The organism is Xanthomonas sp. NCPPB 2632, from assembly GCF_041228075.2.
In the GTDB taxonomy this organism is placed as follows: Bacteria; Pseudomonadota; Gammaproteobacteria; order Xanthomonadales; family Rhodanobacteraceae; genus Luteibacter.
On record NZ_CM192979.1, the window covers coordinates 509,417 to 532,593 of the forward strand.

Genomic DNA, 23,177 nt, shown 5'->3' on the forward strand with positions numbered 1-23,177 from the left:
CGCCCGCGATACGCTCGGTATAAGTGGATAACCACCTTGCCGCTGGTCCCAGCGCCAATCTTTGCCAACTCTGTTAAATCGTTCCTCATCTGGTTTGGCTTTCATCAATATGCGGCTGTTGGAACGACCGATGCATCCGTCGATCTTTTCCTCTCGTACGTTGACTACATTGCCTACGGCATGATCGCCTGCCTTGTAGCGTTGATCTACGCGCTTGCGTTTCTCCGGTGGGCATTCCACAGAGCCCTGGCCGGGCGGTGGATGGCCTCGGACGGCAATGTCTTTGTCGCGCCCTATCGATATTTTATCGTGAACACTTCCGCCGGAGCTATTTGGTTCGCGTTGTACTCCTCCGGTGTGCTGTGGCTGATGAAGCGCTTTGGCGTGGATTTTCGGCAAGGGCTAGCCGAGGTAGTGCAGGCGCACCCTAACGTAACCGTGGCGGCATTCTTGGCCTTGGGCATTGTTATCCGCCTTTCGTCGGCAAATCGCCGCAAGGGTATGATCGCCGTGTACGGCGGGGTAGAACGCAGATTGCACATGGCCGACGGTATTATTTTCATCATGGCCCTTGTCGGTCTCGTGTCCATTATGGCGACACACCCGGGGGGCTAGGGTCGCGGCTGTCGCAACTAGACGGGCTGTAGAATAAGATGAATTCGAATCGGGGCAATCGCTGCCACAGGGAGAAGGGTCGAATGAGTGTGACGCCACGTGGTATGTCAGTGCAGGAGGCATATCGAGAGTATGTCGCCGGTAACTTCATGGTAAATCGCCAATACCAGAGAAAACTCGTTTGGACCGTTGCTGAGAAGGCCCGGCTGATCGACAGCATATTGCGCGGCTACCCTATTCCTCTCATTCTTCTTGCTACGCAGAATCAAGAGGATGGCTCTAAGGTCTTCGAGATCGTCGATGGAATGCAGCGGTTGAACGCTGTTTTCTCGTTCATAGAGAACCAGTTCTCTTCGGACGGACGATATTTTGACGTTGAACAGCTCGCTAGGGCGAAGCAGGTCTCGGAGGAGGGCCGCTTTGTCGCGACCACGGATGCTGATCGGCTGTTGGACGCACAAGCGTGCGCCCGTCTGCTCGAGTACACGTTCGCAGTCACAGAGTTCCCCGTCGTCGACCCGGAATCCGTCAACGACGTGTTTGGGCGAATCAATGCGTACGGTAGACAGCTCAGTGACCAGGAGAAGCGCCAGGCAGGCGTTATATCGCCTTTTGCTAACTTCATTCGTGAGATCGCGGCCGAGCTTCGCGGCGATGCATCCGCTACCTACTTAGATCTTGCTTCGATGCCCCAAATCAGCATCGACGTGCAGGGGGACGACGACAATAGCTACGGAGTTCGTGCGGACGCGACGTTCTGGTGCAAGCAGGGAGTGATTCGGAAGAACCAGCTAAGGGAGGCCGAAGACGAGCAGATGCTTGCCGACCTTGCTGTATCCATTCTTGAGCAGCGTCCATTCGCTTTCAGCGGTAGCGCGCTTGACCAGTACTACGACCCTCAATCGGAGGCATCTCGGGATATAAATGCTCGCATGTTCGCGTATGGCGTGGATGCATTGAAGAACGCGATTGTGACCACGTTTTCCGTTGTGAGGGAAACCGTTGAAAGATATGACTCGAGTCCGAATACCCTCCGTAGGGTCATCCACCCTGACGCGGGCGGCAACCCAATTAAAACCGGTTTCTATGCGATCTTTATGGCCTTCTACGAGCTTTGCCTCAGGGAGGGAAAGACCCCTTTCGACGGTACCGGGATCATGCGTGCTCTTTCGAATCTGCAGGGGCGGCTCAACGTCGCGGCGGGTCAGATTCGCTCGGGACCGCGGCAACAGAACATAGCGATCACCAAGGGGCTTATCCAGGAATTCTTCGAGGAGAGAAACCCAGGTGTCGCCCAGCAAGGGATGGGACTGGCAGTTCGCTTCGAGAACGCCTTACGAAGATCGAAAGTTGAGACTGCAGCTTACGAATGTAAGCAGGGCTTTTGTTCCCTATCGCCCGGCAGGGAGCTAAACACCGATCTATTGGATCGCTTAGTGGAAACTGCGTGCGGAATCGCTAACATTGGTCCTCAGTCCAGCGGCGCGATTTTTGTGGGCGTCGCGGACAATGGCGCCGCTGCTGATCGAATCAAGGCTTTGGATAACGTCGATGCGCTGATGGTCGGAACGAGGTTCGTGGTCGGTATTGAGAGGGAGCTGACGCCGCTAAATCAGACGCTGGATGCATACAAGCAGCGCGTGGTTTCGCATTTTCAGAATTCTGGACTTAGCGAGCCACTGCGCTCATCCGTCTTGGGACTCATAGACTGCATCGACTACAGGGGCAAGTCGGTGCTATGCGTTTGGGTTCCCGCTCAGCGTGCTGTATCGGTTGTCGACGACAAGGTTTTTGCTCGCGAAGGGTCGAACACTTTGCGACCTGATGGATTTCGAGCGATGCAAGCCGTGGCAGCGCGATTCGACTGATCGACACGCGTGGCTCGTTCTAGTTGGTCCGCGCAGAGGCGGCGGCGCACTTTGTGAGGAGCACGGGTGCCGGAGTTCCTTCATCCACTGCGAGCGTAAGATCTGTCGAAGGCGGTAACGTATGCAGATATCCCCTGGTGACCTGGGTGACCAGATCGACCAGGGGCGATTTCGCCAGAGCTATTGAGGAGTTTCTCGCTTCGCCCGCGACCTATCGATGCTCTTTTTCCGGTTACTCTGTAGACCACTGGACCCAGCGAAGAGTGTATCCGTCCGGCCAAGTCATCTATCTGGCGACAGGGATGATCGTCCATTAAGTAGGTTCGACAGTGCGGGCCGCCCGACCCCCAGCAGCTGCGCCGCGGCAGTCACGCTGAGCGCGGGTGGAATTACTTCCTCTCGAATGTGTTTGCCAGGATGCTGGTTGGTCGACATGGTCCGTCCCGGCTGGCTGCGATCCGCCCAGTTATAATGTTGCCTGTCGCGTTACGCAATACACTCGCTAGCAACTTGAGCGCTTAGGGCCCTCGGGGCGACCCCGCGGCGTGCTCCCGGGCCACCGGAAGACAGCGCATCGGCGTAGATACGGGCCTGTGTCGCCATGCCTGGTTGAGCTCCGTCGTCCCGACCCTTTAAGTCTTCAAAGCTAGCCGGCTGCGTGTACCTATATGTTTAACTGAAGACTCCTGGCGACCCAGCCCGCCGCGACCTCGCCCGAGTGTTCCATAGGTTATGTCAATGGAAAGCTCAGATTTAAGAGAGGCAAAGAATGTCTGGTTGGAAGAGAATCCCGGGATAACACTCCTGACGACAGGTCCAACCAAGGAACGCTCTCGAAGACGTCGTGCCAGATGTAGAACCGGTGTACGGAAAGCCTGCCCCCCGAGAGCCTTAGGGCGACACGCACTGCGTCCGCTTTGCGGTTCCAAAAGCCTTCGCTTTCGCCCTGGACCGACGGGTCGAAGACCGGCGACAGATGGTCGCGTGCCGCTAGTCTCCCTACATGCCGTGACGCCCGTGCTCCCGACCGAATCGCTGCAATCTTTTACGCAAATTACTGCAACCTTTTAGGCTAAATATGAAAGCTTTTACGCAATAGGACACATGGCATGGAAAACGGCTGCGCGTTTCCGCCGTCGAGGGAAGACATGGTTCTGCGAACGATCATTGCCGACGATCATCCGGTGGTCCTGATGGGCACGCGTGCCGCGCTCGAGGCGACGGGGGATATCGAGGTGGTCGGTGAAGCCGCCAACGGCGACCAGTTGCTCGACCTGTTGACCACGCGCCCCTGCGATGTCGTGGTCACCGACTTCTCGATGCCGGGTGGACGACACGGTGACGGGCTGGCCCTGATCGACCTGATGCGTCGTCGTTATCCCCGGCTTCCCGTGGTCGTGCTCACCATGGTCAACAACGCCGCGGTGCTCCAGGCCATGCGTGCGCGCGGCGCACTCGGCCTGTGCGACAAGCGGGCACCGTTGAAGGAGGTCGCGGTGGCGGTCAGGCAGGCCGCGGCCGGACGCCCCTACCTCAGCGACACCATTCGTCGCCAGTTCGACATCGCCGGTGTCCAGGCGCCGTGTGACGCGTCGCGCCTCTCCGCCCGCGAGATGGAGGTGGTCAGGCTATACGTCGGGGGGATGTCGATCACGCAGATCGCCGAACGCCTCAGCCGTAGCGTCAAGACGGTCAGCCGGCAGAAGCGGGATGCCATGCGCAAACTCGGCCTCGATCACGACAGCCGCCTGTCCGAATATGCCCGCGAACGAGGCATCGCCTCCTGACCCTGCCGAAGGTCATGCCGTGACCTCAGGCCCATGCGTGGGATGCCGATGGGGTTTAAACCAAAGGCAAGCCGCGCGCATCCAAGCCGGTGTCATCTCCCAGGGAGCAGGATCATGCGCCATTCGCCGATTGCCGGAAGCCTTGCCGTCGCCCTTGCGTTGTCCGCCACGACAGCTCACGCCGGCACGATCAACTTCAGCACGGACACCTGCAAGAGCGATTACTCCACCCCGTACGACGTGGATGTCACGGATGCGGGTCTGTCGTTCCATCGCAAGACGGGCGCGCCGGCGGATATCTTCCTGCACGACGGCAGCGTTCGTATCGATGGCCGCCAGACGACGGTGTCATCCGCCGATGCCGACGCGCTAAGGCGCTACGAGGCCGGCGTGCGCAAGCTGGTCCCCGAGGTTGCCGCCATCGCGCGCGAAGGTGTGCAGCTCGGCTTCTCGGCCATGACCACCGTTACGCTGTCCTTCGCCGATGGCGAGCAGCGCGCCAGCCTGCTGGAAAAGCTCAAGCGCAAACAGGCCCAGGCCCTGCGCCAGATCGACGAAGGCGTGGGCGCCGGGCACTGGTCGAACGACCACATGGCGGAAACCGTCGGGGGCTCCGTTTCCGATACCGTCGGCGAACTGGTCGGCTCGGTCACGTCCAGTGCCGTCACGGCCGCCCTGTCTGGCGATGCGAGTAAGGTCGCGGCGCTGCAGGCCCGTGCCGAGTCGCTCGAAAAATCGCTGGACGGCGCCATGGACAAACGGTCGAAGGCGCTGGAGCATCGTTCCGACCAGATCTGCCCGCAACTCAACGACCTGGCCGATCTCCAGCGTGGCTGGACGGTACGTCAGCCGGACGGCAAGCCGTTGGAGCTGATGACGATCAAGCCCAAGGACAGCAAGAAGGACGGGACATCGGCAGCGAAGGACGGCGCCAAGGTGGCATCCCGGTAGCCGGCCCGATTGGGCTAGGCACGTCGCTGCCCGCCTGCGGTTGCGCGTGCCGGCGGCCGGCCCAGGCGACGACTCAGGGCAGCGCGTCCAGCCAGGCCACAATGTTGGTCACCGTGTCGCCGTGGAACGTCCGGTACATCTCCTCGGTAACGTAGCCGATGTGCGGCGTGGCCAGCACGTTCGGCAGGTCGCGGAAAGGGTGATTGGCCGGTAGCGGTTCGGTCTCGAAAACATCCACCGCGGCGCCGGCGATGCGTCCGGCTATCAGTGCATCTACCAGGGCGGCCTCGTCCACGATCGGCCCGCGTGAGCTGTTGATGAGCCGCGCGGTCGGTTTCATGGTCGCCAGCTCCACCGCGCCGACGAGGCCTCGCGTCCGTTCGCTGAGCCGTGTGTGGATGGTGAGAAAGTCGGATCGCGAGAACAGTGCCCGCTTGTCGACGCGTTGTACGCCGAGCTCGCTGGCGGTTTCGTCCTCGAGGTTTTCGCTCCATGCGATGACATGCATGCCGAAGGCCTGGCCGATCCTCGCCACCGCCGAACCGATACGGCCCAGGCCCAGGATGCCGAGTGTCTTGCCATGCAGTTCGCTGCCCAGTCCGACCTGCCAGCCGCCGGTGCGCACGGAAGCCGCTTCGCCGGCGATGTCGCGCGCCAGCCCGAGGATGGCGGCCCAGGTGAATTCGATGGTGGGCGTGGACGCGTAGCCGGTGTGTACCACCGTGATTCCATGCGCCGCCGCGGCCTCGGTGTCGATGGACGCGTTGGCCGCTCCGGTGGAGGCGATCAGCCGCAGGCGGGGCAGGGCGGCGATCAGGGCGGCTGTCATCGGCGTGCGCTCGCGCATCACGCAGATGACATCGAAGGGGGCCAGTCGACGCACCAGCGCCTCGTGATCGTGCAGGTGGTCGTGGAAGACGGTGAGTTCCGCCCTGGCTTCCACGGCCGACCAGTCGGCGCTGGTGCGCGCGACCTTCTGGTAGTCATCCAGCACCGCCACGCGAATCGGGTCGTTCATACATGTTCCTTGTCAGCCGGCCGGCTGGATCAGGTCCCATCCGTTGCCGTAGAGATCGTCGAACACCGCGACCGTGCCGTAGGGCTCATGGCGCGGTGTTTCCCGGAAGCGTACGCCGTGTGCCTGCATGCGCGCGTGATCGGCGGCGAAGTCGTCGGTGTGCAGGAACAGGAAGACGCGGCCGCCACCCTGCTTGCCGACCTGGGCGCGCTGACCGTCGTCGATGGCGCGGGCCAACAGAAGCTTCGTCCCTTCCGAGCCCCGCGGCGCGACCGTGACCCAGCGCTTGCCCTCGCCCTGGGGCGTGTCCTCCACCAGCGAGAAGCCCAGTGCATCGACGAAGAACGCGATGGCCTCGTCGTAATCGTGGACGAGGAAGGTGATGGCGCCGAGGGACTGCATGGATGAATCCTTGGGGTGGGGACAAACAAGCATCGGAGTTGCCGGCGCTGGCCGCAAGTCCGCTTGGCTCGTTCGCGTGTCCTCACGTGCTGGGGTGCGTGGCCTGACATCACCCGTCTGAGTGTGCTGGCTTTGTTTAATTGAGTGCGGGTGCATCCTCGTTTTGCCTCGTAAAACACTTTTTAGATGAGGTGCATAGCAAGCGGAACAAACGAAACGCTCGGGTACTTGGTGGCTCTACGACCTTGAACCTCTCACACCGAAGGAGATCGATATGAAACGACTTGCCATGCTGCTGGGTCTTGGCCTGGCAGCAACCGGAGTTCTTCACGCGGAAGATGCCGGAAATAATATGGACGCAGCTACGCGGCGCGTACTGCTTGATGTGATGGTAGCGCCCATCCACTCGAAGGCTGAGCTCGACAGTTATCTCGAGACGCATCCTGATTCGCCGATTCATCGGCTAGGCGCATCCGCCATGGAAAGCTTTCTGGAATCGCTTGTCTTCGCCAGAAAAGGACTCGGGTCTTATTCCTATACCGAGTTGGAGGGGATGCCCGCATCCGACGTATATCAGATTCTCGCGCTGTTCGGTCTTCAGTCGGACACCGGATCGATTCGCCGTAAACGCTCATTGAGCGAAGATGACCGAATGGTGGAGTCTCAGTTCCGGCGATCGAATCCTCCTCGCAGCCCTAATCGGGCCTGCTGGGTCATTCCGAATAGTCCCGGCGGATGCCATCCCGATCCTGGCCGCAGGTGCTCTGCGATATGCCCTCGCTAATTGATATCCGGGTGCAGCCACATGTCCGCTGCGCCGCTGCGGTATTCATCGCCTCGACCCTCGCGGTCGGGGCCTCCGCCGCGGCGACTCAGGCCGATTCCCCGGCGGCGCTTTGGCAGGAAACGGCAGAAATACGGCGTAGTGACGCAAGTATCTCTGCAAAAGCAGATGCAATGTTTTGGTTGTACGAGAGATCCATTGCAAAGCAAGTGGAAGATGTGCGCGGACTGACTGATGAGAATATCCACGAAATGTTTCGGGTCAGCGAGATAGCTGAGTTCTACGCCCGTTTCGGTGACTACGCGAATCGCGATATCTATCTTTCCGTTTTGTTGCGTGTCGCGCGCGAGCTGGAGCGGAGGGGAATCATCGAGGCGTCTGAGGTCGAATCGCATTACGATCTGCTTGTGAATGCAAGGAAATTCTCTTTGGCTTCGGACGTACGACGTGCGCATGCTTCGGCTCAGCTGGCGGCGTTGCCGAAGGTATTTCAGCCCGCCCGTATCGACAAAACCCTCGCGGCGTCATATCGCGCAGGAGAGGGTGGAGCCTTGGTTCTTTCGAACGTCGAATTTCCCAGTGACGCGTATGTCGTCGTGGTAGCCGGCTGCCACATGGCTCGTCATGCCGCAAAAGCCATAGTGGAAAGTGCACAGCTGAGCCTCTTGTTCGAGGAAGCAAGTGTTCTCTGGGTGACAGATTCATCGGTGCAGCTGGATTCGCAGATGCTTGATGAGTGGAACCTCGAGTTCCCTGATTTTCGTCTGCAGATTGCCTACGACAACGCTGCATGGAAGGATGTGAACTTTGAAACGATACCTACGTTCCACTTCTTCAAGGCGGGAAAATTGATCGACACGCAGGTGGGATGGGATCTGGATAAAAGCCCGAGCTTGTTGCTGGAGTCCTTACGCAAGATCGGGCTCGGTACGTCTGAGGCTCGCTGATGCGACGAGAAGACTCGCCTTCAAGCGAAGACTTTCGTCTACTCGTGATGCCCGTGCGCATCGTCCGCAGCGATCCCGCCACCGAGGCCAAGCCCTGCACCGGCCGCCATGCCGCCGCCCATGCCACCCCCTGCTCCGCCGCCTTTACCTGCGCCACCGCCTTCACCCTTTGCGCCGCCATCGGCCTTCCCCTTCGCCGCCACCACGCGTGCGGGTCCCTGGTTTGGAATGGCGATCTTCCGCGATACCGGTTCCAGGTCGAGGACTTTGCGGATGAAGTTACGCAGCGAAACGACGAGGTCGTGCATGTGCACCGGGCGTCCCTCGACCATCTCGGTGGCGGCTCGGGCTGCCAGCGCCACCTGTTCTTCGGTGCCTAGCAGGATGATGTCCGACAGCGCGGCTTCCACTGCATCGCGAATCCGACGTGCCCGGTCCGAGCCCAAAGCGAAGTCACCCGCCGCGCCTTCAGCCGAGGCGGCACGAAGTCGCAGGTCGCGCATATGGGTGGGGTCGACTGCGAGGTTGCCGGTGAACGAGCCGCCCAACGTCTTGTAGGCAGCGATCAGCGTGCGTAGTCGCTCATTGATCTGCCTGTTTTCCCGCTCTCGGCGTTGCTGAACCGTCTGCATGGCCAGCAAACGGATGCCCACGCCTATGAGGGTGATGACGGCTAGCCCGAAGAGGGTGGAGAGCAGGCCCTGCCATGAACTGAAGTCGAGATTCCGCATGCTCGCCATTTTCGCCCAGGCCGTGCGATTTCCTTGCGAAGAGAAGCGTGCTGCCCACCTTCGCCCCTGCGCGTCGGCCGTCCGGCATCGGGGATGGCGTGAGCTGACGCGGCTGTGCGCCGGTCTGGACCTGGACCATGTGTGCGCGATTCGGCACCACTCGTGCCCGGTCAGCGTCTTCGCGATGTGCCGTACAATGGCCGACCATGGCAATGAACGAAACCGGTCAGGTCCATATGCTGCTCATGATCGACAACTACGACTCCTTCACCTTCAACCTCGTCCAGTACCTGGGCGAGCTGGGGCAGGAGGTCAAGGTGGTTCGCAACGACGCCCTCACCGTCGCGGATATCCGCGCGCTGGCGCCCTCGCGCATCATGATCTCGCCGGGCCCGGGCACGCCGGCCGATTCGGGCGTCTCCGTGGATATCCTGCGGGAGCTGGCCGGTGAGTTGCCGATCTTCGGTGTCTGCCTGGGCCACCAGGCCATCGGGCAGGTGTTCGGCGGCAAGGTGATCCGGGCGCGAGAGATCATGCACGGCAAGACCTCGCCCGTGCGCCACCGGGGGCAGGGCGTGTTCGCCGGGCTGCCCGACCCGTTCGAGGCCACCCGCTACCACTCGCTGGTGGTCGAGAAGGGCTCGGTGCCCGATTGCCTCGAGGTCACCGCCTGGACCGAGCGCGAGGACGGTTCGATCGACGAGATCATGGGCCTGCGCCACCGCACGCTGGATATCGAGGGCGTGCAGTTCCATCCGGAGTCGATCCTCACCCAGCACGGTCACGACCTGTTGCGTAATTTCCTCGGCATGCCGTTGCCGCTCGCCGCGTAACGACAAGGATTGACGCGCCATGCCGATGACTCCCTCCGAGGCGCTGCAGCGCACGATCGAGCACCGTGAGATATTCCACGACGAGATGATCGAGCTGATGCACCAGATCATGCGCGGGGATGTCAGCCCGCTGATGACGGCCGCCATCCTCACCGGCCTGCGGGTGAAGAAGGAAACGGTGGGCGAGATCACCGGTGCCGCGCGTGTCATGCGCGACCTCTCGGCCCGCGTGGATGCCGGCACCCACCCGCATTTCGTCGATATCGTGGGTACGGGCGGCGATGGCGCGTCCACGTTCAATATCTCCACGGCATCCATGTTCGTCGCCGCGGCCGGCGGCGCGCGGGTGGCGAAGCACGGTGGCCGCAGCGTGTCGTCCAAGTCCGGCAGCGCCGACGTGCTGGAGGCCCTGGGCGCGCGGATCGACCTGCTGCCGGCCCAGGTGGCCGTCTGCATGGCCGAGGTGGACATCGGCTTCATGTTCGCGCCGAACCATCACCCCGCCATGAAGGTGGTCTCCCCGGTGCGGCGCGAGATGGGCGTGCGTACCCTCTTCAATATCCTCGGCCCGCTGACCAATCCCGCCGGAGCGCCGAACATCCTGATGGGCGTATTCCATCCGGACCTGGTCGGCATCCAGATCCGTGCGCTGCAGGCGCTGGGCGCGAAGCACGCCCTGGTGGTCTGGGGCCGCGACGGCATGGACGAGATCTCGCTGGGCGCGGCTACCCTGGTAGGCGAGCTGCGCGACGGCGTGGTCCGTGAATACGAGATCGAGCCGGAGGACTTCGGCCTGGCCATGGCATCCAGTCGCAACCTGCGGGTGGAAGACGCGGCCGGCTCGATGACCATGCTGGTGGACGCCATTTCCGGCGTGCCGGGGGTGCCGCACGACATCGTCTGCCTCAACGCGGGCGCCGCACTGTACACGGCGGACGTAGCGCCCACGATCCAGGCCGGCATCGATCTCGCCCGCACCACCATCGCAAGCGGTGCGGCTCGTGCAAAAATGGAGGCGTTCGTAGCCGCCACCCGGCGGCTCGGCGCCTGAGATCGCCGGGAATCCCCCTCTGCCCGGCCTTACCCAAGGAAGCGCTCCGATGCCCGACATTCTCCATCGCATTCTCGCCCGCAAGGCTGAAGAAGTAGCCGAGCGCAAGCGTCACCGATCCCTGGACGACCTGGCGGCGATGATCGCCGGCCTGGAACCCACGCGCGGCTTCGTGGCCGCCATCGATGCCAAGCTGCACGACGGCCAGCCGGCGGTGATCGCCGAGATCAAGAAGGCCAGCCCGAGCAAGGGGCTGATCCGTGCCGACTTCAACCCGGCGGAGATCGCCCGCAGCTACGAGCAGGGTGGGGCCGCGTGTCTTTCCGTCCTCACCGATGCCGATTTCTTCCAGGGTCACGAGGATTTCGTGCGCGAGGCGCGCGAGGCCTGTTCGCTGCCCATCCTGCGCAAGGATTTCATCGTCGACGAATACCAGGTGTACGAGGCCCGCACCATCGGTGCCGACTGCATCCTGCTGATCGTCGCCGCGTTCGCCACCAAGTCGGGCGACGATGTCGTGCATGACGAAAAGGCCCTGCTCGAGCTGTCCATGCTCGCCGCCGAGCTCGACCTGGATGTCCTGGTCGAGGTCCACAACGAGGAAGAGCTCGATGTCGCGCTCAACCTCCCCGTGCCCCTCATCGGCGTCAACAACCGCAACCTGCGTACGTTCGAGACCTCGCTGGGCACCTCGCTGCGCCTGAAGGAACTCGTCGGCGACGGCACCCTGGTGGCCGAATCCGGTATCCACAACCGGGAAGACGTCAAGATGCTGCGTGATAAGGGCATCGACTGCTTCCTGGTCGGCGAAGCCTTCATGCGTGCCCCCGATCCCGGCGCGGAACTGCGCAATCTGTTTGGCACGCCCAGCCTGCCGCACAAGCACTAAGGGGCGGCATGGACCAGGGGAACGAAACGGCGGGGGCAACGCCCCCCGCCGCCGACGTGCGCCGCGTCGTCCTGTTCGACTTCGACGGTGTCATCGTGCGCCACCAGACGCTGGAACTTTATTTCCGCGACTGCCTCTCGGGCGCCGGCCGCTGGCGCCTGCTGCTCGGCCTGCCGTTGCTGCCCTTCGTTCCGCTGCTGATCCCCACCGTGGCGGGTAGCCGCATCCTCGGTCGCGCTTTCCTGCGCATGGTGACGTTCGGCCGGCGCGAGGCCACCTACCGACGCCGGGCCGCCGCCTTCGCCCGGGCGTATGCACGGCGACCCGGCGTGTTCCTGCGCGATGCGGTGGCGACATTGCGCCGGCATGTCGCGCTGGGCGACCGGGTGGTCATCGTCAGCGGCAACGACCTCACGCTGGTCGAGTCCATCCTGGACGAGGTGAGTCTGACCGGTTACGAGCTGATCGCGTCGTCCACGCGGGGCGGGCTGCTGGGGGTGCATTTCACCGTGCACAACGTCGAAGGCATGAAGGTGCGCAGCCTCGACAAGGCGGCCATACCGCGGCCCTGGGCTGTGGCCTATAGCGATTCCCTGTCCGACCTGGCCATGCTGCGCGCCGCCGACAAGGCGGTGCTGGTCAATCCATCACCGAAGATGGAGAAGAAGGCCCGCCGCGCACTGGGCGGCCAGCTGGACGTATTGCACTGGTTCTGATCACGCCCGGGCCTGCGCCTCAGCGCAGGACGTACGAACCCAGCTGGTAAAGGCTGATGCCGACGATCAGGCAACCCACCGCCACCATGACGTAGCGTGGCGGCAGGTGCCTGACCAGCCACGCGGCGATCGGCGCGGCGATGACGCCGCCCGTCAGTAGGCCCAGCACGATGGGCCAGTGCTGCACGCCCATGTGGAAGATCAGCGTCGACGAGATGGCGATCGTCACCACGAACTCTGCCGCGTTCACCGTGCCGATGGTCTGCCGCACGTCTCCGCCCCTGGCCAGCAGGGTGGAGGTGGCGATCGGCCCCCAGCCACCTCCGCCGATGGCGTCGAGCAGCCCGGCGCAAAAGCCCAGGATGCCCTTGTGCCGCACCCGATGGCGCGAGACGGTGCGGCCCGTGGCGCGCACCAGCACTACGACCCCGAGGATGAGCAGGTAGGCATAGACGAAGGGCTTCAGCATGTCGCCGTCCACGCTGGCCAGGAACCACGCGCCCAGGATGCCGCCGACCACGCCGGGGATGGCCAGCCGGCGGAAGGTCTTCCAGTCCACGTTGCCGAAGAAGGCATGTGCCCCGCCGGATACCCCGGTGGTGAACACCTCGGCCGTGTGGACGGTGGCGCTGGCCACCGCCGGGGGCAGGCCGAGTGCGAGCAGCACGGCGTTGGACACGAGTCCGTAGGCCATGCCCAGCGCGCCGTCGACCAGCTGGGCGAGCAGGCCGACGCCGGCGAAGATGAGGAACTGACTCCAGTCCATGCGCCGTCGTTTTCTTGGGGATGGACACACCATAGCCCACCGGTGTGCGTGCCGGGCATGAAGGGATCGCCGTGCTCGCTTGCGTGCGGCATCCCGCCGCCGCTAGCCTCGGTCTTCGACCCCCTTGCGCGGATGCCCGATGTACCTCTCCTCCCTGCGTGAACTTGCGCTAGGCAGCCGGCTCAAGGCGCTCAGCGATCATTTCTACCAGGCGGTGGACGAGGTTTACCGGGCCTGCGACGCGGGCATCGAGTCGCGCTGGTTTCCGGTCTTGCGCTTCCTGCGCGACGTCGGCCCCACCACCGTGACCGACGTGGCCTCGGCCATCGGCCAGACCCATTCGGCGGTCAGCCAGCTGGCGGACCGGCTGGTGGAGGCGGGCATGGTGGTTCGCCAGCGTGACCCGCGGGATGGCCGGCGCAGCGTGCTGGCGCTGACCGACGCGGGGGAGTCGGCGCTCGGTGCGCTGGGGCCGGTGTGGCTGTCCATTCGCCGCGGCATGGCGGCGTCCATGGGGTCCCGGGGGCTGGCGTTGCTGGAGGCGATCGACGGCTGCGAACAGGCCCTGGCCGAGCGCCCGCTGGTCGCGGCCATCCTCGAACAGCGGGCCGCGCTGGCCAGCGAAACCGTACGGATCGTGCCGTATGCCCCGGCGCTGGCGCCGCATTTCCAGCGGCTCAACCAGCAGTGGCTGGAACGTCATTTCCGCGTCGAGGACGTGGACCGCGCCCTGTTCGCCGATCCCGAGGGCAAGGTGCTGGCGCCCGGTGGCGCGATCCTGTTCGCCGTCTACGCCGGCGAAGTGATCGGTACCTGTGCGTTGCTGCACCACGGTGGCGGCATCTACGAGCTGTCGAAAATGGGCGTGGACGAGAACTACCGGGGGCTGGGCGCGGGCCGCAGGCTGCTCGACGCGGCGATCGCCTACTACCTCGCCCGGACGGGTACGGAGCTGTTCCTGGAGTCCAACAGCCGGCTGACCCGGGCACTGGACATGTACCTGCGCGCCGGCTTCGAACGGCAGCCGACGCTACGCCCCGGCTCGCATTACGAGCGCGCGGACGTCCACATGATCTACCGGGGCCGCTGAGTCGTGCCGCGGGGGCGGCTCATCGGGTACCGCGTACCACGATGGTCTTGCCGGCCACGTCGATCATCCGCTCTTCCTCGAGCTGCTTGAGCACGCGGCCGACCATTTCACGTGAGCAGCCCACGATCCGGCTGACCTCCTGGCGCGAAATGCGGATCTGGGTGCCGTCCGGGTGGGTCATGGCGTCCGGCTCCTGGCACAGGTCCAGCAGCGTGCGGGACACCCGGTTGGTCACGTCCATGAAGGCCATGCGGCTGACCTGGCGCGAGGTGCGCAGCAGGCGATGGGTCAGCTGGGAACCGATGGCGAACAGCAGCTTGGGGCATTCGGCGGCCAGCGGGCCTTCCAGCAGCTGGAACAGCCGCTCGTAGCTGATCTCGGCCATCTCCACGGCGGTGCGGGTGCGCACCAGCGACTCGCGCTGCGCCTGCTCGACGAACAGGCCCATCTCGCCGATGAACTGCCCCCGGTTGATATAGGCCAGGATCAGCTCACGGCCTTCCTCGTCCTCGGTGCAGACCGCCAGCGAGCCTTCGACGACGTAGTAGAGGGTGTTGGCCGGGTCGCCCGGGCGGATGATCGCCGTCTTGCCGGGATAGCGGCGGCGATGGCATGCGTCCAGGAAGCGGCCCATCGCAATGGGGTCCGGCGCAAAGCCCGTCGGCGCTTGCGAACGTTCGAAAGCCTGTTGAAGCAAGTATTTGAGTTGGGCCACAGCTGATTCCGATGGGTCGCAATGGCATGGCAGCCCCGGATGAGTGTATGCCGACGGTTTTCCGTCAGGCGTCGCCTACTTGCCATGTGTCGGGGCGATTATTGCAGACAACCGGGGCACAAAATCCACAAATTAAATCGATCCACCCCGGGCGTGTTCAATTCCTGAGCGTCTTGCCCCATAATTTCACCCCCTCGGCGTAAGGACCCTTTGTCTTATGCCGTACACAAGCGCCGGGCAGAATGACGCCCCGTCGCTTACATCATCTGCGGGGACCCTAGCTGCTAACCCGCGTCTACTGCTGGCCGTTCCTCCCGGCCTCGGAGAGTCGCTGTGGTCAAACCGCTCCCCCGCCTTCGTCTGCAAGGTTTCAACAACCTCACCAAGGCGCTCAGCTTCAACATCTACGACATCTGCTACGCGGTGTCCGAACAGCAGCGCCAGAACTACATCGAGTACATCGATGAGCAGTACGACGCCGATCGCCTGACCCAGATCCTCACGGACGTGGCCGAGATCATCGGTGCCAACATCCTGAATATCGCTCGCCAGGACTACGACCCGCAGGGCGCGTCGGTCACCATCCTGATCTCGGAAGAGCCGGTGGTCGAGAAGCTGGGCCGCGACACCATCTCCGGTGCCGTCGTCGCCCACATGGACAAGAGCCACATCACCGTCCATACCTACCCGGAAACGCACCCGCACAACGGTATCGCGACGTTCCGCGCGGACATCGACGTGGCCACCTGCGGCGTCATCTCGCCGTTGAAGGCGCTCAACTACCTGATCGACAGCTTCGAGTCGGACATCGTGATCGCCGATTACCGCGTGCGTGGCTTCACGCGCGACGTAAAGGGCAAGAAGCACTTCATCGACCACAAGATCAATTCGGTGCAGGACTACCTCGCCAAGCACATCCGTCAGAAGTACGAGATGTTCGACGTGAACGTCTACCAGGAAAACATCTTCCACACCAAGATGCACATCAAGGACTTCGACCTCGACACCTACCTGTTCGAGGCCCAGGCCGACGATCTTTCCTTCAAGGAGCGCCAGCGCATCGAATCGTTGCTGCGCCGGGAGATCGAAGAGCTCTTCCACGGCCGCAACCTTATGTAACCTTGGAGAACCCCGCGAAAGCGGGGTTTTTTCTGCCCGCTCCCTGGTCAGGCGGGTGCCGTCGCCCGGATGAAGTCGATGAAGGCGCGCAGAGGCGCGGGTACCAGGCGTCGTCCGGGGTAGTAGAGGAACGGGCCCGGGAACGACAGCCACCAGGGTGCCAGCACGGGTTCGAGCGCGCCGCTGTCCAGGTGCGGCCGCAGCCAGTCCTCGAACAGCATGACGATGCCCGTGCCGGCGATAGCGGCATCCACCGCGAGGTCGGATGCCCCGCCCACCCTGACCACCAGGGGGCCGGTCGGCTCCACCCAGACCGTTTCGCCGTCCTTCTCGAATTCCCAGGCGGGCATGTTGCCGCTGGCGAAGCGCCCGCGCAGGCAGGCGTGGTCCAGCAGGTCCCGCGGGTGCGCCGGGCGTCCATGGCGATCCAGGTAAGCCGGCGAGGCCGCCGTGGCGAAACGCTGGACCCGGGGCCCGATCGGCAGGGCGATCATGTCCTGCTCCAGGCGCTCGTCGTAGCGGATGCCGGCGTCGCAGCCGGCGGCCAGCACATCGACGAAGCTTTCGTCCGTGAGGACTTCGAGCCGGATATCCGGATAGGCCGCCAGGAAAGCCGGGACGAGGGCGGGCAGGACCAGTCGCGAGGCGCTCATGGGAACGTTCAGGCGCAGCGTTCCGGCCGGGCGATCGCGGAAGCTGTTGACGACATCCAGCGCCTGCCCTACCTCGGCCAGGGCCGGCGCCAGGCGATCGAGCAGTCCGCGGCCGGCCTCGGTCGGTGCCACGCTGCGGGTGGTGCGGTTGAGCAGGCGGACCCCGAGGCGGGCCTCCAGGCGGCGGACCGCCTCGCTCAGGACAGAGGCGCTGCCGCCGCTGACGCGTGCACCTTCGCGAAATCCCCCGGCGGTCGCGACGGTGACGAAGGCATGCAGGTCGCCGAGGTCCGCTTTCATGGTCATCTCCGATCGGTTCATTGTGCGGCAGGCGGGACAAGCTGTGCCGATTGTGCTCGCTTATCGACTTATCCGTCGGTGCCTAAGCTAGGCACTCACTCAACCGGGAGTTCCTCCATGACCACGATCCAGACGTCGGGCACATTCCATCTAGGCGACCTTTCCGTCCATCGGCTGGGCTACGGGGCGATGCAGCTGGCCGGCCCGGGGGTGTTCGGCCCGCCGAAGGACCGCGATGCCGCGCTGGCCGTGCTGCATGCCGCGGTGGAACAGGGCGTGGACCATATCGACACCAGCGACTTCTACGGTCCGCATATCACCAACCAGCTGATCCGCGAGGCCCTGCACCCCTACCGCGACGACCTGGTCATCGTGACCAAGATCGGCGCGCGCCGCGACGAGAAGGGCGGCTGGCTGCCTGCTTTCTCCCCCGGGCAACTCACCGCCGCCGTGCACGACAACCTGCGCAACCTGGGTCGCGACGTGCTCGACGTGGTGAACCTCCGGGTGATGTTCGACACCCACGGCCCCGCGGAAGGGTCCATCGCGCCCATGCTGGAAACCGTGGCGGGCCTGCAACAGCAGGGCCTGGTGCGACACATCGGCCTGAGCAACGTCACTCCGACCCAGCTGGCCGAAGGGCGTGGCCTGTGCGACATCGTCTGCGTGCAGAACATGTACAACCTGGCCCAGCGCGCGGACGACGCGTTCATCGACGACCTGGCCGCGGCCGGTATCGCCTACGTGCCCTTCTTCCCGCTGGGCGGCTTCAGTCCGCTGCAGTCGGATACGCTGAACGGCATCGCCACACGCCTGGGCGCGACGCCCATGCAGGTCGCCCTGGCGTGGCTGCTGCACCGGTCGCCGAACATCCTGCTGATCCCCGGTACGTCATCGGTCGCCCACCTGACCGAAAACCTCGCTGCCGCCTATGTCACGCTGGACGCCGACGTGCTGCGCGAACTGGACGCCGTGGGCAAGGCGGCCTGACGGAACATCCCTTCACGCGTGCGTGCCTAGGATGGTGGGCATGCGCGCGCTGCTGCTTTTCGCCCTTCTGCTGTCCCTCCTCGCCCTCGTGTGGACGAGGGGCTGGCGCCCGCCGGATCGCTACAACCCGTGGGCGCCAATGGACCTGACCGCGCCGCCGGACGCGTTTCTACGCTACAAGCTGGATCGGCTCGGAGGTAACCCGGCGATGTGCCGGGCAGCCCTTCGCCATGCCGGTGCCGACGTCGTACCGCTTGCCGACCGCGAAGAAGCCAGCGGCTGCGGCTGGCGCGACGCGGTGCGCGTATCCGCCCTGGGCGAGGCGCGGCTGGCTTCGCCGGTCGTGCTCACCTGCCCGCTGGCCGCCGCGATGGTGCTGTTCGAGCGGCGCGCGCTACAGCCGGGTGCGGAGTTGGCGTTCGGTTCTCGCGTGCGCGTGATCGAGCACGTGGGCAGCTACGCGTGCCGCAATATCTATCACCGCGACGATGAGCCGTTGAGTCGCCACGCGCGCGCCGACGCGATCGATCTCACCGCGTTCCGCCTGGCCGATGGCCGGCGCGTGGTCGTGGAGCGTGACTGGAGCGCAGCGCGCGAAGGGCGTTTCCTGCACGGGCTGCAGGCCGAGGGTTGCCGCTATTTCGGCGCGTTGTTCGGGCCCGATTACAACGCCGCCCACCGCACGCACTTCCGTGCGCAGGGAAGCGGCTACGGGGGCTGCCGCTAGATACGGTACGCCACGGTCTTCATCACGGCGGACGCCGCCTGCATCAGTCGAGGCAGGGGCCAGGGCAGGGCGATGCCGCCGCGTGCCTGCGCCGCATCGGCGTGGCGCACCTCGTCTTCCTGCATGCGCGCGAGGATGGCGCGGGATCGTTCGTCCTGCGGTGGCAGGCGCGTGAGGTGCTCGGCGAGGTGCGCTTCCACCTGGCGCTCCGTTTCCACCACGAAACCCAGGCTGATCGGATCGCCGATGGCCGCGGCGGCGACACCGATCGCGTAACTGCCCGCATACCACACGGGGTTGAGCAGGCTGGGGCGGCTGTCGAGCTGGCTCAGCCGCTCGGCGCACCAGGCCAGATGGTCGGTTTCCTCCCGCGCGGCATGCATCAGGTGTGTGCGGGTTTCGTCGGTGCGGGCCAGTGCGGCCTGGCCGACGTAGAGTGCCTGCGCACACACCTCGCCCACGTGGTTGATCCGCATCAGCCCGGCCGCGTGGCGACGCTCCATCTCCGACATCGGTGCCTCGGGCACGGTATCGCCGGGCGAGGGGCGGGCCGCTTCCGGCGAGCCCGCGACGGCCTCCATGGCGCGCTCCACGCCGGCCAGCAGGCGATCGAGGGGGCTGAGCGTGCGAACGGACATGATCGAAACTCCTGACGAAACGGGACACCTCACGTTACAATGCGCGGGTAACGGGAAAAGGTGAAGTCGCTGCGGCCGCTTGTCGCGCATGTCGTACCTTCGCTTCCCGAGGCTTGTGAAACGGCCCGTTCATCATGTTATGATTGTCGGCCCGAAGCTCACCTGCACGGTGGGCTTGCGCGATGAGGGAAAAGTCCGCTATTCTCTCGCGCCTTTGCTTTCACCGATTCCGTGTTCCGCCCATCAAGGCGGCAAACCAGGTATTTGAAATGAAAACGTTCACCGCCAAGCCGGAAAGCGTCAAGCGTGATTGGTTCGTGGTCGATGCCACGAACAAGACGCTCGGTCGTCTCTCGACCGAGATCGCGCGTCGCCTCCGCGGCAAGCACAAGCCCGAGTTCACCCCGCACGTCGATACCGGCGATTACATCGTCGTGATCAACGCCGGCAAGGTGGCTGTGACCGGTGCGAAGCTGGACGACAAGATGTACCACCGCTTCACCGGCTACGTCGGCAACCTGAAGACCACCAGTCTCAAGGATCTGCTCGCCACGCACCCGGAGCGAGTCATCGAGATCGCCGTCAAGGGCATGCTGCCGAAAAACCCGCTGGGTCGCGCCATGTACCGCAAGCTCAAGGTGTACGGCGGCGCCGAGCACCCGCATACCGCGCAGCTGCCCCAGGCGCTGGAAATCTAAGGAAATAACATGGCTACCCAGCAGAATTACGGTACCGGCCGCCGCAAGACCTCCGCCGCCCGCGTCTTCCTTCGCAAGGGCACCGGTGGTATTGTCGTCAACGGCAAGCCGCTTGATCAGTTCTTCGGTCGCGAGACCTCGCGCATGATCGTTCGTCAGCCGCTCGAACTTACCGAAAATGTCGATAAGTTTGATATCATGGTGACGGTAGCAGGCGGTGGCATCACGGGTCAGGCCGGTGCGATTCGTCTCGGCATCTCCCGCGCCCTCGTCGAATACGACGAAGCGCTGAAGTCGCCGCTGCGCAAGGCCGGTTTCATGACCCGCGACGCCCGTGAAGTCGAGCGTAAGAAGGTCGGTCTCCATAAGGCTCGTCGCGCCACGCAGTTCTCGAAGCGCTAATCCCGCTTCAAAGTTCGACGCTTCAAGGTCAGAGCGCGTCGAAACCCGGTTTATTGGGAGATCGTCTAACGGTAGGACGACAGCCTCTGACGCTGTCTATCTAGGTTCGAATCCTAGTCTCCCAGCCAAACAAGAAAGGGCCCTGAGCAATCAGGGCCCTTTTCTTTTGTCCCGAGGATCGGCACAGGCCTCCTTGGGACGTTCCTCGACCATGCGTCGATCGTGGCACGCGATGATCGCCTCGGCGCGCCGGTGGAGTGCGTCCGCGCGAGCGATGGCACGCCGTGCATCCATGACGGCCAGCCACGTGCAGAGGGTCAACGAGAGGATCGTCGAGCTCATGCACAGCAGCAACGCGGCACGCGTAGCCGATCGGGTGCGCGTGGATCGCGAATCGTCCGTGCGGTCGGCCTCCGGGTGCTCGTCCCTGGGCGGCGCGCGGTGCATGGTGGCAACGGGACGCGTATAGGACAGCGTCACCGCAAAGCACGCCTGGTTCTGCAACCAGCGTGCGGCATGTCGCGTCGCCATGGGGCGGCATACGCGGGCGCCATCGAACAGCCATTGCACGGCACCTGCACTGCCGCATCGATGCGCCTGCCGGTCCGTGAGATCGGTGATCGGCGCGACGATGCGATAGCCGCGCTTGCGCACGGTAGCCACGTAGCGTGGTGCCCTGGCGTCGTCACCCAGTACCTTGCGCAGCATGGCGATCGACTTGTGCACCGGATTGTCGCCGTGGAATTCGCCGGGCCAGCATCGATCGAGCAACCGGTCGATGCTGACGACATCGCCGGCACCCTCGACCAGGCACAGGAGCACATCGAGATGCTTGGGCTCGAGCGACGCTCGCACCTCGCCGCGCTCCAGCACGGCCTGGCGCGGACGCACCGTCCAGTCGCCCAGCGTAAACGCATCGGTGGCGTCTCTAAGTGGTTTCATCGCTTGGTTGCGCCGGTGACAACGGCCTTAACTCCTGGTCGGCACGGGAAAAAGGGGGGCTCGTAAGGTTTCCGGAAGGACAGGGCGTGGCCACGACAGCCACGCTCCGTCACTCCTCCCCCGGAAGCATCCCCATGTCATCCCTGTCCATGAATCCATGCGTCACCCATGCAACGCGTGTCCCGTCGATCCGTTTTCCTGCCGGATCAGGTCCGGATGGACGTCTGAACGTCATCCTCGCGGACGAGCAGGCCGTCGTCCGCGAAGGTGTCGCCGCGTTACTGACGAACCACGCGCATGTCGCCATCGTCGGCAGCACCGGTGACGGCGACGAATATGCGCGGCTCGGCATGCGCGACGACATCGACCTCATCATCTTCGGCAACCTGCCGACAGGATCGCGCGGCATCGACGTCGTGCGTCGCATTGCCGCGTGTCGGCCACAGCTACGCATGCTCTGTCTCTCATCCCGCGACGACGCATCCTCGGTGCGCGCCGCGTTCGACGCGGGCGTGCACGGCTATGTGGCCAAGCGCTGCTCGTTCGCGGTGCTTGCCGAGGCCATCGAACGCATCCTTCGCTGCGGCTGCTACGTCAGTCCCGATATCGCGCATGTACTCGTGGATGGTTTTCGTTCGCGATGCGGCATGCCGGATGCACGCGTCACCCGCCTCAGTGCACGCGAGCGCGAGGTGGCAAGGCTATATGCCGAAGGTCTCGCCACGCGCGAGATCGCCGAAAAGCTTCACGTCAGCATGAAGACGGTCGGTACGCATCGCGATCATGTGATGGAGAAGCTCGGCGTGCGTGGCATAGCGAGGCTGACGCGCTACGCCATTCGTGAGGGCCTGGTAGCGCTGGATATGTGATCGATATCGTAGCCCTCGCCCACCCGACTGCAAATCAGTGCTCGACCGATATGCGTTACGCGAGTGGTCGCGCATAGTTCACCCAACGGCAGACAACGCCAAGGAAGCAAAACATCATGGCCGATTTTCATCGATTCGCTCCCATCCTCTTCAGTCACGAAGGCGGTTACGTCAACGACCCGCACGATCCGGGCGGCGCCACGAACCGCGGCATCACACTGGCGACGTTCGCGCATTGTGCCCGTGAACTCCTGGGCGTCGCTCCCACGCTGGAAGCGCTGCGCGGACTCACCGAGATGCAGGCCGCGACGATCTACAAGGCGTTGTACTGGGACGCAATACGTGGCGACGAGTTCGCCTCGCAGCACCTGGCCAACATGGTGTGCGACTTCCAGGTCAACGCGGGAGCCGCCTCGGCACGCCTACTGCAACGCGTGCTCAATCGTCTCGATGCGCAGCCACGCCTGCACGTCGATGGCAGGGTGGGAAAAGCGACGCTGACGGCGTTGCGAAATACGGATACGCATCGTGTGCAGGTGCTTTTCCAGGAAGGTCGTCGCGACTACTACCGCAACCTGGTCACCCTGCGGCCAGGCCTGGCGCGCTTCCTCAAGGGCTGGTTGCGTCGCGTGGATAGCTTCGACATGGTTGCCGACACGGCGCGGGGTGGCTGACG

At 64.0% G+C, this 23,177-nt stretch carries 26 protein-coding genes and 1 tRNA gene; 19 read left to right on the forward strand and 8 right to left on the reverse strand.

Going from position 1 to position 23,177, the window contains the following annotated elements; translation table 11 throughout:
- The first annotated feature begins 36 nt into the window (after positions 1-36).
- The 4 genes from AB8808_RS02190 (at position 37) to AB8808_RS02205 (ending at position 5,221) form a co-directional block, all read left to right on the forward strand.
- Complete coding sequence (locus AB8808_RS02190) at positions 37-615, forward strand: hypothetical protein (RefSeq protein ID WP_369926366.1); 579 nt, start codon at positions 37-39, stop codon at positions 613-615.
- 83 nt (positions 616-698) lie between these two features.
- Positions 699-2,483 carry a DUF262 domain-containing protein gene (locus AB8808_RS02195; protein WP_369926367.1) on the forward strand — a complete coding sequence of 595 codons (1,785 nt, stop codon included), beginning with the start codon at positions 699-701 and terminating at the stop codon, positions 2,481-2,483.
- Positions 2,484-3,592: 1,109 nt separating this feature from the next.
- Entirely contained in the window at positions 3,593-4,270 is a 678-nt protein-coding gene (locus AB8808_RS02200; protein ID WP_369926369.1) for a response regulator, read from the forward strand.
- A gap of 114 nt (positions 4,271-4,384) precedes the next feature.
- A complete protein-coding gene (locus tag AB8808_RS02205) occupies positions 4,385-5,221 on the forward strand; it encodes a DUF2884 family protein (RefSeq protein ID WP_369926371.1) in 837 nt (278 codons plus the stop codon).
- Positions 5,222-5,294: 73 nt separating this feature from the next.
- On the opposite strand, the gene AB8808_RS02210 is transcribed toward AB8808_RS02205, so the two are convergent.
- Together AB8808_RS02210 and AB8808_RS02215 are read right to left on the reverse strand one after the other, a co-directional pair.
- Positions 5,295-6,239 carry a D-2-hydroxyacid dehydrogenase family protein gene (locus AB8808_RS02210; RefSeq protein WP_369926373.1) on the reverse strand — a complete coding sequence of 315 codons (945 nt, stop codon included), beginning with the start codon at positions 6,237-6,239 and terminating at the stop codon, positions 5,295-5,297.
- 12 nt (positions 6,240-6,251) lie between these two features.
- A complete protein-coding gene (locus AB8808_RS02215) occupies positions 6,252-6,641 on the reverse strand; it encodes a VOC family protein (protein ID WP_369926375.1) in 390 nt (129 codons plus the stop codon).
- Positions 6,642-6,915: 274 nt separating this feature from the next.
- Here AB8808_RS02215 and AB8808_RS02220 point away from each other — a divergent pair, with 274 nt between their 5' ends.
- Together AB8808_RS02220 and AB8808_RS02225 are read left to right on the forward strand one after the other, a co-directional pair.
- Positions 6,916-7,425, forward strand: a complete 510-nt coding sequence (locus tag AB8808_RS02220; RefSeq protein ID WP_369926377.1) for a hypothetical protein — start codon at positions 6,916-6,918, stop codon at positions 7,423-7,425.
- Positions 7,413-8,372, forward strand: coding sequence for a thioredoxin domain-containing protein (locus AB8808_RS02225; RefSeq protein ID WP_369926379.1), 960 nt, complete (start codon positions 7,413-7,415; stop codon positions 8,370-8,372). The genes AB8808_RS02220 and AB8808_RS02225 overlap by 13 nt, the downstream gene beginning before the upstream one ends.
- Before the next feature lie 38 nt (positions 8,373-8,410).
- On the opposite strand, the gene AB8808_RS02230 is transcribed toward AB8808_RS02225, so the two are convergent.
- On the reverse strand, positions 8,411-9,103 hold the full coding sequence (locus AB8808_RS02230; RefSeq protein ID WP_369926381.1) for a hypothetical protein: 693 nt from the start codon (positions 9,101-9,103) through the stop codon (positions 8,411-8,413).
- A 236-nt stretch (positions 9,104-9,339) separates the two neighbouring features.
- Between AB8808_RS02230 and AB8808_RS02235 the strand changes: the two genes are divergently transcribed.
- The 4 genes from AB8808_RS02235 to AB8808_RS02250 are packed head-to-tail and all read left to right on the forward strand — an operon-like array spanning position 9,340 to position 12,592.
- On the forward strand, positions 9,340-9,936 hold the full coding sequence (locus AB8808_RS02235) for an anthranilate synthase component II (RefSeq protein ID WP_369931317.1): 597 nt from the start codon (positions 9,340-9,342) through the stop codon (positions 9,934-9,936).
- A gap of 19 nt (positions 9,937-9,955) precedes the next feature.
- On the forward strand, positions 9,956-10,987 hold the full coding sequence (gene trpD / locus AB8808_RS02240) for an anthranilate phosphoribosyltransferase (RefSeq protein WP_369926383.1): 1,032 nt from the start codon (positions 9,956-9,958) through the stop codon (positions 10,985-10,987).
- A 49-nt stretch (positions 10,988-11,036) separates the two neighbouring features.
- Positions 11,037-11,876: an indole-3-glycerol phosphate synthase TrpC gene (gene trpC / locus AB8808_RS02245; protein ID WP_369926384.1), complete on the forward strand. Its 840-nt coding sequence runs from the start codon at positions 11,037-11,039 to the stop codon at positions 11,874-11,876.
- A gap of 8 nt (positions 11,877-11,884) precedes the next feature.
- Positions 11,885-12,592: a haloacid dehalogenase-like hydrolase gene (locus AB8808_RS02250; protein WP_369926386.1), complete on the forward strand. Its 708-nt coding sequence runs from the start codon at positions 11,885-11,887 to the stop codon at positions 12,590-12,592.
- Positions 12,593-12,611: 19 nt separating this feature from the next.
- Here the strand turns inward: AB8808_RS02250 and AB8808_RS02255 are convergent, their stop codons facing one another.
- On the reverse strand, positions 12,612-13,358 hold the full coding sequence (locus AB8808_RS02255; protein ID WP_369926388.1) for a sulfite exporter TauE/SafE family protein: 747 nt from the start codon (positions 13,356-13,358) through the stop codon (positions 12,612-12,614).
- Positions 13,359-13,497: 139 nt separating this feature from the next.
- Here AB8808_RS02255 and AB8808_RS02260 point away from each other — a divergent pair, with 139 nt between their 5' ends.
- A complete protein-coding gene (locus AB8808_RS02260) occupies positions 13,498-14,448 on the forward strand; it encodes a bifunctional helix-turn-helix transcriptional regulator/GNAT family N-acetyltransferase (protein ID WP_369926390.1) in 951 nt (316 codons plus the stop codon).
- 19 nt (positions 14,449-14,467) lie between these two features.
- Here AB8808_RS02260 and crp read toward each other — a convergent pair whose 3' ends face one another.
- A complete protein-coding gene (gene crp / locus AB8808_RS02265) occupies positions 14,468-15,082 on the reverse strand; it encodes a cAMP-activated global transcriptional regulator CRP (protein WP_216165444.1) in 615 nt (204 codons plus the stop codon).
- A 414-nt stretch (positions 15,083-15,496) separates the two neighbouring features.
- Here crp and speD point away from each other — a divergent pair, with 414 nt between their 5' ends.
- Complete coding sequence (gene speD, locus AB8808_RS02270) at positions 15,497-16,282, forward strand: adenosylmethionine decarboxylase (RefSeq protein WP_036109987.1); 786 nt, start codon at positions 15,497-15,499, stop codon at positions 16,280-16,282.
- Between the two features lie 47 nt (positions 16,283-16,329).
- Here speD and AB8808_RS02275 read toward each other — a convergent pair whose 3' ends face one another.
- Positions 16,330-17,214, reverse strand: a complete 885-nt coding sequence (locus AB8808_RS02275) for a LysR family transcriptional regulator (protein ID WP_369931318.1) — start codon at positions 17,212-17,214, stop codon at positions 16,330-16,332.
- 138 nt (positions 17,215-17,352) lie between these two features.
- Between AB8808_RS02275 and AB8808_RS02280 the strand changes: the two genes are divergently transcribed.
- Positions 17,353-18,225, forward strand: coding sequence for an aldo/keto reductase family oxidoreductase (locus tag AB8808_RS02280; protein ID WP_369926394.1), 873 nt, complete (start codon positions 17,353-17,355; stop codon positions 18,223-18,225).
- 40 nt (positions 18,226-18,265) lie between these two features.
- Positions 18,266-18,952, forward strand: a complete 687-nt coding sequence (locus tag AB8808_RS02285; RefSeq protein ID WP_369926396.1) for an extensin-like domain-containing protein — start codon at positions 18,266-18,268, stop codon at positions 18,950-18,952.
- On the opposite strand, the gene coq7 is transcribed toward AB8808_RS02285, so the two are convergent.
- Positions 18,949-19,590 (reverse strand): 2-polyprenyl-3-methyl-6-methoxy-1,4-benzoquinone monooxygenase, encoded by a 642-nt coding sequence (gene coq7 / locus AB8808_RS02290; RefSeq protein WP_369926398.1) that lies wholly within the window; start codon positions 19,588-19,590, stop codon positions 18,949-18,951. The two genes, AB8808_RS02285 and coq7, sit on opposite strands and share 4 nt — an antisense overlap.
- Before the next feature lie 269 nt (positions 19,591-19,859).
- On the opposite strand from coq7, the gene rplM reads away from it, so the two are divergent.
- From rplM to AB8808_RS02305, 3 genes are all read left to right on the forward strand, one after another.
- The gene (gene rplM, locus AB8808_RS02295) at positions 19,860-20,288 is read left to right on the forward strand and encodes a 50S ribosomal protein L13 (protein WP_369926400.1); all 429 of its coding nucleotides are present in this window, start codon (positions 19,860-19,862) and stop codon (positions 20,286-20,288) included.
- A gap of 9 nt (positions 20,289-20,297) precedes the next feature.
- Positions 20,298-20,690: a 30S ribosomal protein S9 gene (rpsI, locus tag AB8808_RS02300; protein WP_036138010.1), complete on the forward strand. Its 393-nt coding sequence runs from the start codon at positions 20,298-20,300 to the stop codon at positions 20,688-20,690.
- Between the two features lie 54 nt (positions 20,691-20,744).
- A tRNA-Gln gene (locus tag AB8808_RS02305) sits at positions 20,745-20,818 on the forward strand.
- A gap of 22 nt (positions 20,819-20,840) precedes the next feature.
- Here the strand turns inward: AB8808_RS02305 and AB8808_RS02310 are convergent.
- Positions 20,841-21,632: a winged helix-turn-helix domain-containing protein gene (locus tag AB8808_RS02310; RefSeq protein ID WP_369926403.1), complete on the reverse strand. Its 792-nt coding sequence runs from the start codon at positions 21,630-21,632 to the stop codon at positions 20,841-20,843.
- A gap of 134 nt (positions 21,633-21,766) precedes the next feature.
- On the opposite strand from AB8808_RS02310, the gene AB8808_RS02315 reads away from it, so the two are divergent.
- Positions 21,767-22,501: a LuxR C-terminal-related transcriptional regulator gene (locus AB8808_RS02315; protein ID WP_369926405.1), complete on the forward strand. Its 735-nt coding sequence runs from the start codon at positions 21,767-21,769 to the stop codon at positions 22,499-22,501.
- Positions 22,502-22,617: 116 nt separating this feature from the next.
- Complete coding sequence (locus AB8808_RS02320) at positions 22,618-23,175, forward strand: glycoside hydrolase family 108 protein (RefSeq protein ID WP_369926406.1); 558 nt, start codon at positions 22,618-22,620, stop codon at positions 23,173-23,175.
- Positions 23,176-23,177 lie beyond the last annotated feature (2 nt).

Excerpts from the sequence above, each read along its gene's own strand:
- AB8808_RS02195 (WP_369926367.1), top strand. The coding sequence starts at position 699 with ATGAGTGTGACGCCACGTGGTATGTCAGTGCAGGAGGCATATCGAGAG.
- AB8808_RS02200 (WP_369926369.1), top strand. The coding sequence starts at position 3,593 with ATGGAAAACGGCTGCGCGTTTCCGCCGTCGAGGGAAGACATGGTTCTG.
- AB8808_RS02205 (WP_369926371.1), top strand. The coding sequence starts at position 4,385 with ATGCGCCATTCGCCGATTGCCGGAAGCCTTGCCGTCGCCCTTGCGTTG.
- AB8808_RS02210 (WP_369926373.1), bottom strand. The coding sequence starts at position 6,239 with ATGAACGACCCGATTCGCGTGGCGGTGCTGGATGACTACCAGAAGGTC.
- AB8808_RS02215 (WP_369926375.1), bottom strand. The coding sequence starts at position 6,641 with ATGCAGTCCCTCGGCGCCATCACCTTCCTCGTCCACGATTACGACGAG.
- AB8808_RS02220 (WP_369926377.1), top strand. The coding sequence starts at position 6,916 with ATGAAACGACTTGCCATGCTGCTGGGTCTTGGCCTGGCAGCAACCGGA.
- AB8808_RS02225 (WP_369926379.1), top strand. The coding sequence starts at position 7,413 with ATGCCCTCGCTAATTGATATCCGGGTGCAGCCACATGTCCGCTGCGCC.
- AB8808_RS02230 (WP_369926381.1), bottom strand. The coding sequence starts at position 9,103 with ATGCGGAATCTCGACTTCAGTTCATGGCAGGGCCTGCTCTCCACCCTC.
- AB8808_RS02235 (WP_369931317.1), top strand. The coding sequence starts at position 9,340 with ATGCTGCTCATGATCGACAACTACGACTCCTTCACCTTCAACCTCGTC.
- trpD (WP_369926383.1), top strand. The coding sequence starts at position 9,956 with ATGCCGATGACTCCCTCCGAGGCGCTGCAGCGCACGATCGAGCACCGT.
- trpC (WP_369926384.1), top strand. The coding sequence starts at position 11,037 with ATGCCCGACATTCTCCATCGCATTCTCGCCCGCAAGGCTGAAGAAGTA.
- AB8808_RS02250 (WP_369926386.1), top strand. The coding sequence starts at position 11,885 with ATGGACCAGGGGAACGAAACGGCGGGGGCAACGCCCCCCGCCGCCGAC.
- AB8808_RS02255 (WP_369926388.1), bottom strand. The coding sequence starts at position 13,358 with ATGGACTGGAGTCAGTTCCTCATCTTCGCCGGCGTCGGCCTGCTCGCC.
- AB8808_RS02260 (WP_369926390.1), top strand. The coding sequence starts at position 13,498 with ATGTACCTCTCCTCCCTGCGTGAACTTGCGCTAGGCAGCCGGCTCAAG.
- crp (WP_216165444.1), bottom strand. The coding sequence starts at position 15,082 with ATGGGCCGCTTCCTGGACGCATGCCATCGCCGCCGCTATCCCGGCAAG.
- AB8808_RS02280 (WP_369926394.1), top strand. The coding sequence starts at position 17,353 with ATGACCACGATCCAGACGTCGGGCACATTCCATCTAGGCGACCTTTCC.
- AB8808_RS02285 (WP_369926396.1), top strand. The coding sequence starts at position 18,266 with ATGCGCGCGCTGCTGCTTTTCGCCCTTCTGCTGTCCCTCCTCGCCCTC.
- coq7 (WP_369926398.1), bottom strand. The coding sequence starts at position 19,590 with ATGTCCGTTCGCACGCTCAGCCCCCTCGATCGCCTGCTGGCCGGCGTG.
- rplM (WP_369926400.1), top strand. The coding sequence starts at position 19,860 with ATGAAAACGTTCACCGCCAAGCCGGAAAGCGTCAAGCGTGATTGGTTC.
- rpsI (WP_036138010.1), top strand. The coding sequence starts at position 20,298 with ATGGCTACCCAGCAGAATTACGGTACCGGCCGCCGCAAGACCTCCGCC.
- AB8808_RS02310 (WP_369926403.1), bottom strand. The coding sequence starts at position 21,632 with ATGAAACCACTTAGAGACGCCACCGATGCGTTTACGCTGGGCGACTGG.
- AB8808_RS02315 (WP_369926405.1), top strand. The coding sequence starts at position 21,767 with ATGTCATCCCTGTCCATGAATCCATGCGTCACCCATGCAACGCGTGTC.
- AB8808_RS02320 (WP_369926406.1), top strand. The coding sequence starts at position 22,618 with ATGGCCGATTTTCATCGATTCGCTCCCATCCTCTTCAGTCACGAAGGC.